Source organism: Acinetobacter sp. WZC-1, assembly GCF_052544965.1.
Genome location: NZ_CP199370.1, coordinates 1,494,480 through 1,510,718, shown reverse-complemented (window position 1 = coordinate 1,510,718; position 16,239 = coordinate 1,494,480). Strand labels below are relative to the sequence as shown.

General features: G+C 43.0%; 17 protein-coding genes. 10 read left to right on the top strand and 7 right to left on the bottom strand.

Features of this window, described 5'->3' with window-relative positions:
- Positions 1–389: 389 nt before the first annotated feature.
- From ACT6PV_RS06990 to ACT6PV_RS06960, 7 genes are all read left to right on the top strand, one after another.
- A complete protein-coding gene (locus tag ACT6PV_RS06990; protein WP_445115692.1) occupies positions 390–893 on the top strand; it encodes a DUF2165 family protein in 504 nt (167 codons plus the stop codon).
- A gap of 36 nt (positions 894–929) precedes the next feature.
- Positions 930–1,508 carry a nucleoside deaminase gene (locus tag ACT6PV_RS06985; RefSeq protein ID WP_445115691.1) on the top strand — a complete coding sequence of 193 codons (579 nt, stop codon included), beginning with the start codon at positions 930–932 and terminating at the stop codon, positions 1,506–1,508.
- Positions 1,509–1,675: 167 nt separating this feature from the next.
- The gene (locus ACT6PV_RS06980) at positions 1,676–2,167 is read left to right on the top strand and encodes a sigma-70 family RNA polymerase sigma factor (RefSeq protein WP_445115690.1); all 492 of its coding nucleotides are present in this window, start codon (positions 1,676–1,678) and stop codon (positions 2,165–2,167) included.
- Positions 2,168–2,225: 58 nt separating this feature from the next.
- A complete protein-coding gene (locus tag ACT6PV_RS06975) occupies positions 2,226–3,197 on the top strand; it encodes a FecR family protein (RefSeq protein ID WP_445117054.1) in 972 nt (323 codons plus the stop codon).
- A 123-nt stretch (positions 3,198–3,320) separates the two neighbouring features.
- On the top strand, positions 3,321–6,254 hold the full coding sequence (locus tag ACT6PV_RS06970) for a TonB-dependent receptor domain-containing protein (protein ID WP_445115689.1): 2,934 nt from the start codon (positions 3,321–3,323) through the stop codon (positions 6,252–6,254).
- 70 nt (positions 6,255–6,324) lie between these two features.
- Complete coding sequence (locus ACT6PV_RS06965) at positions 6,325–6,921, top strand: biliverdin-producing heme oxygenase (protein WP_445115688.1); 597 nt, start codon at positions 6,325–6,327, stop codon at positions 6,919–6,921.
- A gap of 28 nt (positions 6,922–6,949) precedes the next feature.
- Positions 6,950–7,387 (top strand): YbaN family protein, encoded by a 438-nt coding sequence (locus ACT6PV_RS06960; protein WP_445115687.1) that lies wholly within the window; start codon positions 6,950–6,952, stop codon positions 7,385–7,387.
- 63 nt (positions 7,388–7,450) lie between these two features.
- Here the strand turns inward: ACT6PV_RS06960 and ACT6PV_RS06955 are convergent, their stop codons facing one another.
- Positions 7,451–7,597, bottom strand: a complete 147-nt coding sequence (locus tag ACT6PV_RS06955) for a hypothetical protein (protein ID WP_445115686.1) — start codon at positions 7,595–7,597, stop codon at positions 7,451–7,453.
- A 454-nt stretch (positions 7,598–8,051) separates the two neighbouring features.
- Here ACT6PV_RS06955 and ACT6PV_RS06950 point away from each other — a divergent pair, with 454 nt between their 5' ends.
- From ACT6PV_RS06950 to ACT6PV_RS06940, 3 genes are all read left to right on the top strand, one after another.
- Complete coding sequence (locus tag ACT6PV_RS06950; RefSeq protein WP_445115685.1) at positions 8,052–9,035, top strand: DUF1852 domain-containing protein; 984 nt, start codon at positions 8,052–8,054, stop codon at positions 9,033–9,035.
- A 44-nt stretch (positions 9,036–9,079) separates the two neighbouring features.
- Positions 9,080–10,111, top strand: a complete 1,032-nt coding sequence (locus ACT6PV_RS06945; RefSeq protein ID WP_445115684.1) for a methionine synthase — start codon at positions 9,080–9,082, stop codon at positions 10,109–10,111.
- A 191-nt stretch (positions 10,112–10,302) separates the two neighbouring features.
- Complete coding sequence (locus ACT6PV_RS06940; RefSeq protein ID WP_445115683.1) at positions 10,303–10,794, top strand: flavin reductase; 492 nt, start codon at positions 10,303–10,305, stop codon at positions 10,792–10,794.
- 242 nt (positions 10,795–11,036) lie between these two features.
- Here ACT6PV_RS06940 and ACT6PV_RS06935 read toward each other — a convergent pair whose 3' ends face one another.
- The 6 genes from ACT6PV_RS06935 to ACT6PV_RS06910 all read right to left on the bottom strand — a co-directional run bounded on the left by ACT6PV_RS06935 (position 11,037) and on the right by ACT6PV_RS06910 (position 16,070).
- Positions 11,037–11,216, bottom strand: coding sequence for a hypothetical protein (locus ACT6PV_RS06935; RefSeq protein ID WP_445115682.1), 180 nt, complete (start codon positions 11,214–11,216; stop codon positions 11,037–11,039).
- Positions 11,217–11,456: 240 nt separating this feature from the next.
- Complete coding sequence (locus tag ACT6PV_RS06930) at positions 11,457–12,683, bottom strand: zonular occludens toxin domain-containing protein (RefSeq protein ID WP_445115681.1); 1,227 nt, start codon at positions 12,681–12,683, stop codon at positions 11,457–11,459.
- Between the two features lies 1 nt (position 12,684).
- On the bottom strand, positions 12,685–12,963 hold the full coding sequence (locus ACT6PV_RS06925) for a DUF2523 family protein (protein WP_445115680.1): 279 nt from the start codon (positions 12,961–12,963) through the stop codon (positions 12,685–12,687).
- 47 nt (positions 12,964–13,010) lie between these two features.
- Positions 13,011–14,158, bottom strand: a protein-coding gene (locus tag ACT6PV_RS06920) for an IS3 family transposase (RefSeq protein WP_445114756.1) whose coding sequence is annotated in 2 segments (ribosomal slippage) — positions 13,011–13,912 and positions 13,912–14,158 — 1,149 coding nt in all. Because the reading frame shifts where the segments join, the coding sequence is not laid out codon by codon here.
- Between the two features lie 58 nt (positions 14,159–14,216).
- Positions 14,217–14,951 carry a virulence factor TspB C-terminal domain-related protein gene (locus ACT6PV_RS06915; protein WP_445115679.1) on the bottom strand — a complete coding sequence of 245 codons (735 nt, stop codon included), beginning with the start codon at positions 14,949–14,951 and terminating at the stop codon, positions 14,217–14,219.
- A protein-coding gene (locus tag ACT6PV_RS06910) for an IS3 family transposase (protein WP_445114732.1) occupies positions 14,932–16,070 on the bottom strand; the annotation gives its coding sequence in 2 pieces (ribosomal slippage) (positions 14,932–15,812 and positions 15,812–16,070; 1,140 coding nt in all). Before ACT6PV_RS06910 ends, ACT6PV_RS06915 begins: the two co-directional genes overlap by 20 nt.
- Between the last annotated feature and the right edge of the window lie 169 nt (positions 16,071–16,239).

Here is a 16,239-nt window from a genome sequence, read left to right as displayed (position 1 = left end):
TCAACAGATTGAAAAACACATAACGGGAGAGTTATACATAGCTCTTCCGTTTTTTTACAGTTTCGATAGTTGTGTCATGAATAAATATCGATCCATTTACAATACACAACGCAGACAGGGTTCCAATTATTGTCGATCTTCGATAATTTATCAGTCAGCATCAGCGGAAAACAGGTGTGGCATGGGGCTGAATCGGGTCTGGATTTTTGATGATGCCTGATGCATTGCCAGCCAATCCTAACTGTTACTGATTATCCACAGAATTAAATTTTATGCAATTTGTCTCATTCTGATCTGAGCATCCTTCCGGTATTTAACTGACTTTATAAAAAACATGATGATATTTTTAGACAGGTTTCAACCCCGGACATACAGGATGGATCATTACCATGATCATCCGATTATCTAAAACCATACTGGTGGGGGCCATCGCCCTGCTGACATCATTGGTTGCATTTGGAAACATGACAGATTATGGGACAAATCTTGAGTTTGTCCGGCATGTACTGTTAATGGATACCATTTTTCCGAATGCAGGCATTCACTATCGGGCAATCAAACCCGAGTTGCTGCATCATGCGGCTTATATCTTTATTATTTTTATGGAATTACTGACAGCAATCATTTGCTGGAGTGGTTGTATTGTACTTTTCTCCAATATCAGACAGCCTGCAGGGGTGTTTAATCGGAAAAAGTCAGTTGCCATCACTGGACTCACACTTGGTTTTCTAATCTGGCAGACTGGTTTTATGTCCATTGGCGGTGAATGGTTTGGCATGTGGATGTCCACGCAATGGAATGGTGTGGGTAATGCATTTCAATTTTCTGCAATCATCATTTTAGTGATGATTTATCTGGTCCAGACAGATGTTGATGATCAACCCCTGTCATAAAACATCATCATCCATTGAACAATGAGGTAAATCCATATGGATAACAATCGTAGACAGTTACTGAAAATGATGGGGGCTGCAATGGTCATCCCATTGACCGCCACCACGGTGGCAGCCAGGCCACTCAGATCAGCATCACTGCCCGAAACTGAAATGAAAAAACATGAAAGTTATATGAAAGAGGCGATAAAAGAAGCTGCAAAAAATCCTTATTATCCTTTTGGTGCCGTGATTGTGCATAGAAAAACCGGAGAAATACTGGCCAGGGGAGTCAATGCCAGTGGAGACAACCCAATTCTGCATGGTGAAATTCAGGCGATTAATGACTATGTTGCCAGAAATGGCAGTAAGGGATGGGAAGATGTTACTTTATACACAACAGGTGAACCCTGTTCAATGTGTATGAGTGCAATGGTCTGGGCCGGCATCAGGGAAGTGATCTGGGCTTCATCCATAGATGGCATCCGCAATGCAGGCATTGAACAGATTGATATTTCAGCACAGGAAGTCGCCTCCAGATCATCAGCACTGTACCAGCCGATTGCATTAATTGGTGGCGTGTTGTCCCGGGAAACAGATCAGATGTTCATGAACAGGAAAAGAAGCGGGGCCTGACACCCGACCGATTCATTGGCTTTCCGGATGTGCGGCAGTAAATGCCACAGGTCCGGTCTGGCCAGTCAGCCGGATATCTACCAACAGCAAACTGACTGGAAGATTTGAATAATCAAACCAGTAAAGCTATAATTGATAATTATTTTCATATAGCAATTATTCCCATCATGTCAGATTCCGTCGAATATCTGTATAAGAATCATCATGCCTGGTTATATGGCTGGTTAAGGAATAGACTCAAACAGGATGCATTGGCTGCTGATCTTGCACATGATACCTTTATCAAAATTATTCAGCATCATGAACGCTACAGTTATGAGCAACCACGTGCCTTACTGACCACCATTGCCAGGAATCTGGCCAATAAATGGTGGCAACGCAAACAGATTGAACAGGCCTACCAGGACAGTCTACTCCTGCAGGAAACAGAATATTATCCTTCTCCGGAACAGGAAGTTATTGTGATTCAGGCTTTACTGGAGCTTTCCAGTATTATGAGGGGGCTAAAGGACAGGGAAAAACAAGTCTTTATTCTGTGGCAAATTGAAGGGCTGAATTATGCCAGGATTGCAGAACAGCTGGATGTCTCATTAATTACGGTCAAACGTGATATGAAAAAAATTATGCTGTGCTGTTTAAGTGTTATGGATGTGGAATAAAGCGGATTGCCTGCTGAGTCAACAAGAGTCTGGGTAAAAAGGTTTGTCAGTGAAAAAAATGCAACAGGATGAAGCCACCATTTTAGAACAAGCCGCAGACTGGTTGTTGTTGATGGAGGAAAATCCACTGGATGAGGCACAGCAGGCAGCCTTTGAGCAATGGAAAAACAGCAGTGCCCAGCACCAGCGAGTCTGGAAACGGGCTGAAAAAATACGCCAGAAACTACAGCAGCATAGCCGACAGGTCCCGCCTTCAATGGCTCGGAATATTCTGAGCCAGCCATCATTATTCAATCCATTTGCGGGCAATCTGGTTATTGTACTGGCATGCGGCACTGTTGTGGCTGCAATGACAGCGTATATTGTGCACCAGCAGGCATGGCTGGCGGATTATCGAACGCCTTACGGCCAGCAAAAAAATATTGAGCTGGAAGACGGCACACACATCAGCCTGAACAGTAAGACGGCCATCGACGTTCAGTACACAGCGACACAGCGTAATATTATTTTACGGTCTGGTGAAATCTATATTGAAACAGGAAAAGATCACCGGCATCGCCCGTTCAGAGTGCTCAGTCAGGATGGCAGTATGCTGGCATTGGGTACTGCGTTCAATGTGCAGCAACAACAGGGGCATACCATTGTGACCGTAACTGAACATGCTGTTCAGGTCACGACCGCTCAGACACAGCAACAGCAAATGCTTCAGGCCGGTGACATGCTGATGTTCACCCCCCGCCATTTCCACCCTGTACAGAAAATGCAATTTGAACAACTGCTCTGGCGTAAGGGCATGGTCACGGTCAATCGGATGAGTATTGCCGAATTTGCCAGGATAATTGAACGGAATTATGGTGTCCAGGTCAAAATTGATCCTCAGTTCAAACCGTCAGCGCTGGATCAGATTGAAATTTCAGGGACTTATCCAATTAATCATCTGGATCGGATGATTAACTTACTGGAAGACACCTATCCCATCAGAATTAAAAAAACGTTCTTTAATAACTTATTGATTGAAAATAATATTTAAAATAAAAGCAAAAAAGCATTAAAAAAATGATACTCCAGCCTCCTTCAGGGATTAACACCTATAAGAGCAATATATTTTTATGTTGATCCTGCGATTGAATCAATAATGAAAGGAGTTAAGAGAATGGCGCACTTCTTTGCACGCCCACTGGCGGTTGCAATACATCAGGCTGTTGTTTCAGCCATGTTGGTCACAGGCAGTTTAACTGCGCCACAGACTGCAATTGCTCAGAACACCTCTAAAACATATGCCTATGATATTCCGGCCATGTCGCTGGACCGGGCCTTAACGCTTTTCAGTGCGCAATCAGAAATGGCATTTGCCTTTAATCCAAAGCAGGTCCTGCATCTGCAAAGTCGGGGCTTAAAAGGAAGCTATGGGGTAGATGATGGTTTTAAAGCATTACTGGCACCACATGGTCTGCAGGCGCAGAAAACCGATAAGGGCTATGTCATTGTCCGTATGGCAAAATCATCCGTGATAAAACGGGCGTCTGGCAATGCAGAGCAGGCAGGCAGAATCAAAGTCAATCAGCCGTCACAGGCAAATGAAAACCCAGTGACGATGACGCCCATTAAAGTCACTGCACAGGGCGCGACACCATCGAGCATTCATATTTCCAGGGAAGAGATGGACCGTTATGGCAATATTTCTACGGGAGATGTACTGAAGGGCGTTCCTGGCGTTCAGGTCGGTGACAGTCGTAATGGCGGTGGGGTGGATGTCAATATTCGCGGAGTTCAGGGGCAAGAGCGTATTGTCATTACAGTGGATGGTGCCAGACAGGGCATGGACGCTTACCGGGGTTATGCCGGGACACAGCAACGCAGTTATTTTGATCCGGATCTGATCAGCAGAATTAACATCACCAAAGGTCCGAATAATGCAGGCGCACCAGCCGGTGGTATTGGCGGTACAGTTGCCATGTCAACGCTGATGCCGGCAGATATTCTGTTGCCGGGAAAAAAAAGTGGTTTTCGGGTCACCGGGGAGCTTATGGACAACAGCGTCAAACCGGCACCACGCGGCACTGACCCTATTCCAGATGAAAGTAAACTGCTAGCCATCTCCCGTAAAGGAAAAGGTGATTTTCTGGATAATAGTGCCAAAGCAGGTACAGCAGCCTATGCATGGCAAAGTGACAAAATAGACCTGGTCGCTGCTTATGCACGTCGTAAACAGGGCAACTATTTTGCCGGGAAACACGGTTATGAGCGTTATCGTATTTTTGATGAGGGAATTGAAAATCGTCTCTCCACCGCAACTTCTTATGCAGCAGATACCGAAGTGCTCAACAGTTCATCTGAAACAGAGTCCTGGTTGCTGAAAAGCATCATTCGTCCCGCCGATGGTCATAAGTTGCAACTGGGTTATCGGCGTTTTGAAGGTAAGTTCGGTGAGATCATGCCTTCGGATATCTTCCGTCGGTCCAATGGCGGGATTTATCAATATCCACCGGGGGAAATAAAAATTGATACGGTAACCGCCCGCTATGCATATGAACCCGCTGATCAGGACCTGATTCACCTGAACGGGAATTTATGGTGGACACATACCAAAAGTGAACAACTGAACGGTTCATTTGCAGCGCCGCCTTCACAGATATATTTTACAGATCGTGCCTGGATGCGGTTGGACAATCAGCGGGTAGGTGGGGATTTGTCCAATCGTTTTGATTTTTCCACCCGATATGGCCTGTTCAGTCTGAATCTGGGCAGTTCATTTCAGTATGAGGATATCCGTCCACAAAAAAGTGTCGAGATTTCCATACATGACAGGCATATGAATCAGATCGTTCGGGATGCTTATCGTTCAGCATTTGATCTGAATGCACAACTGGATTTCCATCCGACTGATCAGCTTCATTTGTGGGCCGGTGGCCGGTTCTCTTCTTTTCATACCCAGGACCGTAATCAAAATTATACGACGATTTATCAGGAGCGAAACACCCGTTATGTCCGGGCATATCGAAAAGAAGGAGAATGGGGCGATTTCATGAGATGGTTCCCTGATGAAAATGGTAACTTTACAGATGCGACGGATCCCCGGCTGCATAATGCCCTTGTGTTCAAGGATAGTAATAATCCGTTTGCAGGCATTCCCTATGACGAATATGGGGCTGTCGGTACACAAGTTTACGACGCGAAAGTGATCCAGAGCGTGACAGGTTTTGAACCGGATGAGCGGTTATCAGCCAATGATCATGGCTTTGCTCCGGCTTTTGGTCTCAACTATGAGATTCTGCCGCAAACCAGCCTGTATGCCAGTTATACCAACGCTGTCCGCATGCCTTCGCTGTTTGATACAACCATGGGGACACAGCAGATCAAAGCGAGGACCGGACTGAAACCGGAACGTATGCGAGCCTGGGAAATCGGAGCAAATACCCAGCTGGACAATCTGCTGACCGATGGAGATTCCGCCTCATTTAAACTGGCTTATTTCAACACAAACATTAAAAATTATATTACCCGATATTATGATCCCAACACGATGGGGGTCATGACCATGAGCAATACTGACAATTACCGGATTGATGGGCTCGAATTTCAGTCAAATTATGACAATGGTGGTTTTTTTACTGATTTGTCTGCAACCTATTACTTTGCGACCGAGACCTGTGATCACAAATTTGCAGCCTATCTACGCTCTGTTCCTACACGATATCAGCAAACTCAGGACACACCCGATTGTACACCCGGCAGTTATATGGGTTCTTATACCAACACTCAGAATCCACCAAAGTTTGCAGCCAGGTTGTCCCTGGGCCAGCGATTGCTGGATAAACGTCTGACGGTTGGTGGTCGGATCAGCTATACATCCGGACCAACAACCGTGGTTGATAAACCGTGGCAGATGGGAGTAACGACACCACAGCTTGAGTATCATCCTGTTACCTTACTGGATGCCTTTATGAATTATCAGTTGAAGGAGGGCATTACCCTGAATGCTTCGCTGCAAAATATCACCAATCGTTACTATCTGGACGCGCTGGCACAGAGCTATATGCCCAGTCCCGGACGTACCTTCCGGGCAGGTCTGACCATGAAGTTCTAAAAGAGACTCCATAAAAATTTATTCAGACACACAGTCAATCGTTGTTTAATTTTTTCATAAGGACCATCGTATGAATACCGGAACCCATCTGAACACTGCGCCAGGTTTATCCCAGCGTCTGAAAACCGAAACCGTGCATGAACATGACCGAATGGAACAGCTGATGGACCAGGCCCATGTCTTTGACAGCAAAGCCAGTTATGCCCAATTCACTTTATCCCAGTACTATTTTCAGCGTGATGTTGAACATTTGTACCAATATCCGGAAATTGCCAGCATTATTCCGGACGTAGACATGCGGGGGCGCTCACAGCTGGCGTTACAGGATCTGGCAGATCTGGGCGTGGCTCCCCGAAATACTGAAATTGCAACGGAACAGGTTGATTGTTTACAAGCGCTGGGCTGGATTTACGTTTCAGAAGGCTCAACCCTGGGCGCAGCTTTTCTGTTTAAGGAAGCCCAGAGCAGACTTGGACTCTCGGCAGAGTCCGGTGCAAGAAACCTGGCGGCTTATCCGGAAGGTCGTATGCGGGTATGGAAGCGTTTTAAACAGGCACTGGATGACGCCGGCTTCAACCAGCAACAGCAGGACCAGGTGCTTGAAGGCGCCATGCAGGGTTTTGCCAGGTTTGGGCAGTTACTTGAAAATCTGGAACAACTGCAATAGTCAATCACATCGATACAGAGGGATCAACATGGACAAAGCCCGGCCTGAGAATCAGTCTCAGTCAGACGAACTGGTGGCAGAAATTGAACATCAGCTTTCAAAATCAATGCTCATCAGAGGGTTGTGTATCGTCATGGCCTGGCTGTGTATTGGTCTGGGTATACTTGGTATATTCATCCCGGGCTTGCCGACAGTGGACTTTATGATACTGGCGGTATTTTTTGCAGCACGGGGATCGATCAGATTACATACATGGCTGATGAATAATCGTTATATTGGCCCGTTGATCCGGGAATGGAAGCAGCATCGCCGTATACCGAAAAAAGTAAAGTATCTGTCCACTGTCAGTATGAGTGTTGCAACGCTCATCATGATTTTCACCATTCCACACCCGTGGTTTGTTTATCCAGCCATCATCTGCATGGCAGGTGTGTTATGGTGGATGTGGCGGATTGAAACTGCCTGAAAAACCGTGCTGAATACTGTCGTTGCGCCAGTCCGGATTTTTAATGGAATGGATGCTGTGTTATTAATTGGTCGTCAGTGCACCCTTAATCACCTTGCAGGCAGGGGAGGTCAAGCGCCGACTGGTATAAAACAAATAAAATAGTGGCACGGAAATAGTGTAGTCATCCAGTAATGAGACCCGCTGTTGCTCCTGGATGGCCGCATTCACCAGTGCCTCCGGCAAATAAGCAAGCCCATAATCAATTCAGCACGGCCTGTAAAATCTGATCAATACTGATTAAAACCAACAGCCCCTGTCCCTTAAACTGAATGGTTTTGCCATTTTCAATAAAATTCCATGACAGTAATGAATGATCCATCAATAACCGGACATATATACAAGAGATGTTCTTTCAGGTCGTCTATACGCTGAGGTTTTATGTGTTTCTGGAGATAACCTGGAGATGCAACCAGGCGCATTATTTTCAGGAATTTTATGTTGGTTTAACTGACTTATTTGATCAAAAATGATGTAACCCGCTTTCTACTTTTCATTCTTAATTCATACAACATAACTTCCATACATGAATTTCTCTCATCTTTACGTTAGATAAAATCATTTTTATTCATGTAGCGATTCAGGTATAAATCACACTATACAGAAATTAGGGTGTCAGATCACAATGAGCCAAGCGTTTAGATTTACGATTAAGAGTATTTGTTTCGATGAGAACTATCATCCCTCAGACAATACGCGCATCACCACCAATTTTGCGAATCTGGCCAGAGGCGAGAGTCGCCAGGAGAACCTGCGCAACACTTTAAAGATGATTGACAATCGTTTCAATGACCTGGCGCATTGGGATAATCCTAAAGCAGATCGCTATAAGCTCGAACTTGAAATCATTTCTGTTGAGATGAATATTGATGCTGAAAGCAATGCAAATGCGTTGCCTTTAATTGAAATCCTGAAAACCAATATTGTTGATAAAAAAACCAATGCACGTATTGAAGGCATTGTTGGCAACAATTTTTCTTCTTATGTACGTGATTATGATTTCAGCGTGCTCTTGCTGGATCATAATAAAAATCAGTCTGGATTCAGTACACCAGATAACTTTGGTGACTTGCATGGTAATTTATTTAAGAGTTTCATTCATTCAGATACTTACAAAACAAACTTTAAAAAACCACCCGTGATTTGCCTCAGTGTTTCAAGTAGTAAGGTCTATCAGCGTACTGAAAATCAGCATCCTGTATTAGGGGCCGAATACCAGCAGGATGAATATTCTTTAACCGATGAATATTTCCATAAAATGGGGTTGAAAGTTCGTTATTTCATGCCGCCGAATAGTGTTGCGCCTTTGGCTTTCTATTTTTCCGGCGATTTGCTCAGTGATTACACCAATCTTGAGCTGATCAGCACCATCAGCACCATGGAAACCTTCCAGAAGATTTACCGACCTGAGATTTACAATGCCAATTCTGCAGCAGGAAAATCTTATCAACCAAGTTTGAAGCACCAGGATTACTCACTGACCCGCATTGTTTATGACCGGGAAGAACGCAGCCGGTTGGCGATTGAGCAGGGGAAATTTGTTGAAGAACAATTTATCAAACCCTACCAGGCGACTCTTGAACAGTGGTCTGCGAGCTGCTCTGTTTAAAGTACCGTGCTCATCAATTTATCCAGAATATAAGGCCATTGATTATGAAAAAATTATTACCCACTTCAACTGCTGGCAGTTTACCGAAACCGTCCTGGCTTGCAGAGCCTGAAAAACTCTGGTCACCCTGGAAATTACAGGATCAGGGATTGATTGAAGGTAAACAGGATGCTTTACGATTGTCACTGCAGGAACAACAACTCGCAGGGATTGATATTGTCAGCGATGGTGAACAAACCCGTCAGCATTTTGTCACCACATTTATTGAACACCTGAGCGGCGTTGATTTTGAGAAGCGTGAGACAGTTAAAATCCGTAATCGTTATGATGCCAGTGTACCAACCGTGGTGGGTGCTGTGTCTCGCCCAAAGCCGGTTTTTGTTGAAGATGCCAGATTTTTACGTCAGCAAACTGATCAACCGATTAAATGGGCGCTGCCAGGTCCCATGACCATGATTGATACGCTGTATGATGCGCATTATAAAAGCCGAGAAAAACTGGCCTGGGAATTTGCCAAAATCCTCAATGAAGAAGCCAGGGAGTTGGAAGCTGCCGGCGTAGACATTATCCAGTTTGATGAACCGGCATTTAATGTGTTTTTTGATGAAGTGAATGACTGGGGCGTTGCCACCCTGGAAAGAGCAATTGAAGGGCTTAAATGTGAAACGGCCGTACATATTTGCTATGGTTATGGCATCAAAGCCAACACCGACTGGAAAAAAACACTGGGCTCAGAGTGGCGCCAATACGAAGAAGCTTTTCCAAAGCTACAGCAATCAAAAATCGATATCGTCTCACTGGAATGTCACAACTCCCATGTGCCAATGGAGCTGATTGAACTGATTCGAGGTAAAAAAGTAATGGTCGGGGCCATTGATGTGGCAAGCAATGCCATTGAGACGCCAGAGGAAGTCGCCAATACCCTGCGAAAAGCACTTCAGTTTGTCGATGCCGACAAGCTCTATCCTTGTACCAACTGTGGTATGGCACCTTTAGCTCGTGAGATTGCAAGAGGCAAGCTCAACGCTTTAAGCGCAGGTGCTGAAATCGTCCGAAAAGAACTCTCGGCCAGGTAATCGGTTTGGTGACGTGCAAAGGGTGAGCTGTTTGGGTTAACTGGACTGGATCTTCCAGATCAGACATAACCCTCAGCTCGATTAAGAGACAGTGCCAGTTCTACTCAGAATTCATGCAGATGATGTACCTGGGTAATGAACTCGTGTGCTATGGCCGATATAAAACTACGGTTCAATTCTGGAACAAAGTAATGATTGAAGTAACAGACTTTAAAAATGCGATGTCTTTGTTAACCAGCGCGGTCAATGTGGTTACCACGTCAGGGAAGTCCGGTCGTCATGGATTTACTGCATCGGCCGTATGTAGTGTCACCGATGCGCCTCCGACATTATTGGTCTGTATGAACAAAGCTTCGAGGTCACATACACATTTTATCGAGAATAAAATTTTAACAGTAAATGTTCTAAGCGCAGATCATCAGCATATTTCCAGAGTATTTTCATCCAGAATGAGCCCGGAAGAACGATTTGAACATGGAATCTGGACAGAACTGAAAACTGGCGCACCAGTTCTGGAAGGTGCTCTGGTGAGTTTTGATTGTCAGATTGAACAAATTCAGAAAGTCGGAACACATACGATTTTTATTTGTCATATTGTCGCTATTCAACAGAGTCAGCATAATCAGGGTCTGATTTATTTTAATCGTGCTTATCATCATGTGGGGCAAGCGGAAATTGCTTAATGATAGTGAGAGAAGTTATTAGTGAAACCATCGAATGCCTGGAACCAATGTCTTATGAAATTATTTATATTCAAATACTTAAAATAAAACATTTCGTATAATGTATATTATGTTAAATGACTTATAAACTGTCACAGCACACCGCTAACGCTCTTACAATCGCAATGACAGCCATTGACAGCTTAAACTGAAACGCTGTCAACGGTAATTCAAGTAACATAATATAGAGTTATGCGGAAATCCTAGCGCCTATAATAAGAATTGCTAACCGTTAAATTATTTATAAATCTTTGTATTTTAATATCTTTTTGTATAGCCCAAACCATAAGTTTTACATCAGTAATATCTTGATCATCGGCACTGCTCTGTTGAAGCATTTCAAGATATTTTTCAAGCATGTCAATTAATTTATAAGTGTTCATGTAACATTTTGCCAATCAATCTTCATTTGCTTTAATAACTAATACAAGAGAAAGAAAGAGAAAAAAAACGCATAAAAGAATGATTCCGAAAGCTTCAGTATATGTCATGTGGAAATCCATTTTTTCTCCGTTCGCGCCTACGGACGCTCTAGTTCTACTGTTTAAAATCATAAGGGAGCTTGTAATCATGAAGAAGAGTTTCAATGTTTAAATTGCTACTCGTCACTCGTAGACACTCGTTTAGAATGCATTATTAAATCCCTGAACATCATTGGCACCATTCGTAACTTTAGCTTGTAAATGCGGTTCTACAACATTATTTGCAAGTTCTACTTTTTGCGGAATATTTCGTTGAGTAGCTTGTTGAACAGAGTCCGAACTACTGCTTTGATTATTGATTTGAGCATTGTTTTGTACCTGTACTGGTGATTTAGTATAGTCAAATAGTCTTTCACCATTTAACCATCTCTTACAGTCAGCTTGTGAAACAGTAGGCATTCTATTGCCCTGTTGATCAAAAGCATAATATTTACCATCATATTTTGAACAACCATTTAATCTAGGATAATCAACTACTTGAATCTTAGCTTGTGGTTTAAAATCATATGGTTTTGAAGAATCATAGCTAACGGCACCATCGTTTGTTATGGAAGCATTGTTTTTAGACATGTCATTAAACCACTGTACACATTCAGGCTTTTCGACATTCACACCTTTTCTACAATCTTGCTCAAGTACTAAAGGTTGTTGTGTTGACGAATTGGCTTGTGTTGGAATTTCCTGTTTTATGCTTTGCTCTTTCTTTGTTGTTTCTTCTTTTTTATCAGGTTGAGATTTTACCCAGAGCCAACCAGTCGCACCGATCACGAGAACAAGCATCCAAACTGCATTGATAATTTTCATCGGGATTTTGATTTTTCCGTGAGAATCATCACCACCATTGGAACTTTTATACATGCCAAAAAGGTTTTTCGGGTATGTAAATGTTCCAGAATCTTCAGCATCGGCTTTAGTTGATTTGGTATTTGGATTTAAGACGTGATAACGCCAAAGCCACCAAGTAGCCATCTTCATTCCCATTGGACGGTGCAAGTGATAGTGCATGCCAACCATATCTAAAACGTCAGCATGTAGAAGCCTTGGAGCTTGAGTAATAAAAATAATATCTAAAAAATCAGCATGTCGATGGGTTTGTAAAAACTCTACTTCAGGATGAAATTCATTCTTAACCGGATGCTTATATTTTTTTGAGAAATGCGTGATCTTTTGCGCTTCATCAATGACAACCAATGAACGTGCTGGATAGTCCTCAAATTTGTCTTTAAGCGGTTGTGCAGTATCTAAACGTAAACCATCAATATTACTAAAAATGTTCCATGGATCAGCTTCATTGACACGCTTAAATATCTCATTCACCGCCCAAAGGGTTTTACCTGAGCCTGGAGTGGCTGTAATTAAATAAATCATTTTATTTACCCTTGCTAAATGAAAGGTTTGAACTTGAAATCATTGCACGTGCAATAAGTGCTGAAATAACGATAGAGATACATTGATCTAAACCGCCAACACCAACTAGTGAGGCTAGATCACCAACGACAAAGAAATCAGACATAAATTTGCTAATTAAAAAATTTATAATTCCTAGAATAACGGTACCCGAAACAAGTGAAATACCAGCACCCTTGATAGCTCTATTTAAGAAACCATCACCAAAGCTATCTAATAACTGTTTTAATAATTTACCCATTTCTTGAAGCCCCTATAATGATGTAGCCTTGAATAGCCACTAAGAATCTAGATACACGCCAGCTTCATTTCATAAAACGTCTCGAAGTCCTTTGGCGACCGCTGGTCGTTAGCACCATGGCGACGTTTCACGTTGTAGAACATCTCAATATACTCAAATATATCTGATCTAGCTTCAGCACGCGTTGAATATATTTTCCGTTTAACTCTTTCTCGTTTCAGTAATTGGAAAAAGCTCTCTGCCACAGCATTATCGTGACAGTTGCCGCGACGGCTCATGCTGCTTTCCAAACCATGTTGCTTCAGAAAGGCTTGCCATTCATGACTGGTATATTGGCTACCTTGGTCAGAGTGAACCAATACTTTATTTGTTGGCGATCTACGCCAAACTGCCATCAATAAAGCATCAAGAACTAGCTCTTTAGTGATCATTGGTTTCATAGACCAGCCAACGACTAACCTTGAGAAAAGGTCAATCACAACAGCTAAATACAGCCAGCCTTCATGAGTACGGATATAAGTGATATCTGTTGCCCATGCTTGATTTGGCTGTGCAGGATTAAACTGCCGATCTAATGTATTGGCTTGAACAATAGGTTGATAGCCCTTTGAATATCCTGGTTTTCGATAGCCACGTTGGGATTTCAAGCCTTCCTGTCGCATCAGTCGATGTACACGATTAACTCCACAAGGCTCACCAATATCACGCAAGTCACAGAAAATCTTGCGATAGCCATATACACCGCCTGACTCTAACCAAAACTGTTTAATCAGGCCTGACAGTTGTTTGCTACGTTTGGCTGTAGCACTCAAAGGTTGTTTCAACCATGCATAATAGCCACTGGGATGAACCTCCAGTACCGAGCACATTCTATAAATTGACCAGACCTGCTGGTGATCCTTGATAAAGGCGTACCTCATTTTGACTGGCTGGCGAAGTACGCCGCGGCCTTTTTTAAGATATCACGCTCTTCTGTAACTCGTTGCAGCTCTTTCTTTAATCGAGCCAACTCTTTGGTTTGATCTTCAAGAGCAGTAGCTTGGGGTGTTTTAGGAAAGTATTTCTTAACCCAAGCATAAACACTATGGGTCGTTGTGCCTAATCTTCCCGCAACCTCTGCAACACTGTAGCCTTTCTCAATGACTTGCTGCGCTGCTGCAATCTTGAACTCTTCGGTAAATCGTTTGCCACTCATAAAAACACCTCTTAATTAGCTATTTTATCTAACTATTCGGTATCGACAAACTTAGTGGCTATTCACCTGCATATAAATAAGAGCATGCAACTAAAGCAGGTCGAGCAAATTCAAGGACTTTACACAAAGGTGTTAGATCAAAAGAGAAATTTACTGAAACACCAGATAATGAAATTGTGTGTTGTTCAGGTATTGGACATTGCCGAGATACTGAGAAACGATCAGTTCTAAATATTGAATTATCAAAGGGTTCAGGCTGTTCGGTTTCCACGTCATTATCGTTATCATTATTTTCTGGAGGTTCTTTTGTCCAGTCTAACCAGTCTTTAACTTTTTGATAAAATGGAACTTCCTCATTCTCTCTATGTTGATCAGTCTTTTTAGAATCTTCTTGATATTTTTCGTACCAAGCACACATTGTAGTTGCCCATTCACAAAATGCAGGCAAAGTAAATTCTTCACCAGCACTTGGTAGCGCAGGATCGTAAGTATCAGGAATCCCATCGCCATCAGTATCCTTATTAGGCTTTGGTTTAGTATCACCATTGGGTTGAGTTTCAGGCTCTGGAGCTGCTTTATCAATTGCATCAGAAGTAGTTTTAGGCGCAGTACCGCCCGCAGGATTATTAGGATTATATACATCAGGTAAAATTTGCGGAGCTTGTGGAGAATTATTAACTTTATCGCCAAGTTCTGTATCAGGTACAGGAATATATTCAGGCTCTTCATTAGGATTATTGGACTGCTCCCAGTATCCTGGACACGAGACAGCCTCATTTTGAAGCTGCCTCAAATGCTTCTGGGCTCATCCCATCAAGATGCGAATGACGTCTGATTCGATTGTAAAACATCTCGATATAATCAAACACATCTGCACGGGCCATTTCTCGAGTTTTATAGATTCTCTTTTTAATTCTTTCCTTCTTCAGGCTGCTGAAAAAGGATTCAGCAACGGCATTGTCCCAGCAATTTCCGCGACGACTCATACTCGGAACCAAATTATGCTTCTGACAGAATTTCTGCCAGTCTGCGCTGCTGTATTGTGAGCCCTGGTCTGAGTGTATGATCACAGGTTCATTGGGTCTGCGTCGCCATACTGCCATTAAAAGCGCATCCAATACGATATTCCTGGCAAGCGTAGGTTTCATTGACCAACCGATAACTTTTCTCGAATATAAATCAAGAACCACAGCCAGATATAACCAGCCTTGCCAGGTGCGAATGTAAGTTATATCAGTCACCCAGGAGGTGTCAGGTGTGTTTACGACAAACTCTCGATTTAAATGGTTTGGTGGAACAATCTGAGGACGACCGTGACTATGGCTTTTATGCTTCTTATATCCTCGAACAGCGGTAATACCATTGTTCTTCATGATCTTCAGCACACGATTAGGTCCACAGCTTTCACCCAGCTCTTTAAGATCCAGCGTGATGCGACGATAACCATAGATGCCATAACTGGCATCATAAGAAGAACGGATGAGCTGTAATAATCGCTTATCTTCAATAGTCCTGCCTGATTCAGGTTCATGCAACCAAACGTAATAGCCAGCACGGGCAATCCCAAGAACCCGACACATCGTTTTAATCTTAAATTGATGGCTGTATTCAAGAATAAACTGATACTTTACTCGGGCAGGCTTGCAAAGTACCTTGCGGCCTTTTTTAAGATATCCCGTTCCTCTTCAGTCTGTTTAAGCTGACTTTTAAGACGCAGGATTTCTTTCTTTGCCTCAAGCAGTTCATGTTCATCCGGGTTGCTGCGTAAAGGCTGTACTGCCTTTAGCCATTTATAAATGCTGTGCTGTGATACCCCTAAACGTTCTGCGACATCAGTGACAGAATATCCACGTTCAGTAATCAATTTAACAGCTTCATCTTTAAATTCCGGGGTGTATCGTTGTCCGCTCATAATGTTCTCTCCTATGCAAAAATAATAGACGATATTTGTCCAGGAGAGTGGTGGCAGTCCAATAATAGACGATATTTGTCCAGGAGAGTGGTGGCAGTCCATATACTTTGGGTTTTTGACTCTTAAAATATAGGCATAATCAGAATTGGCAGTACCGTAATAATAAAAT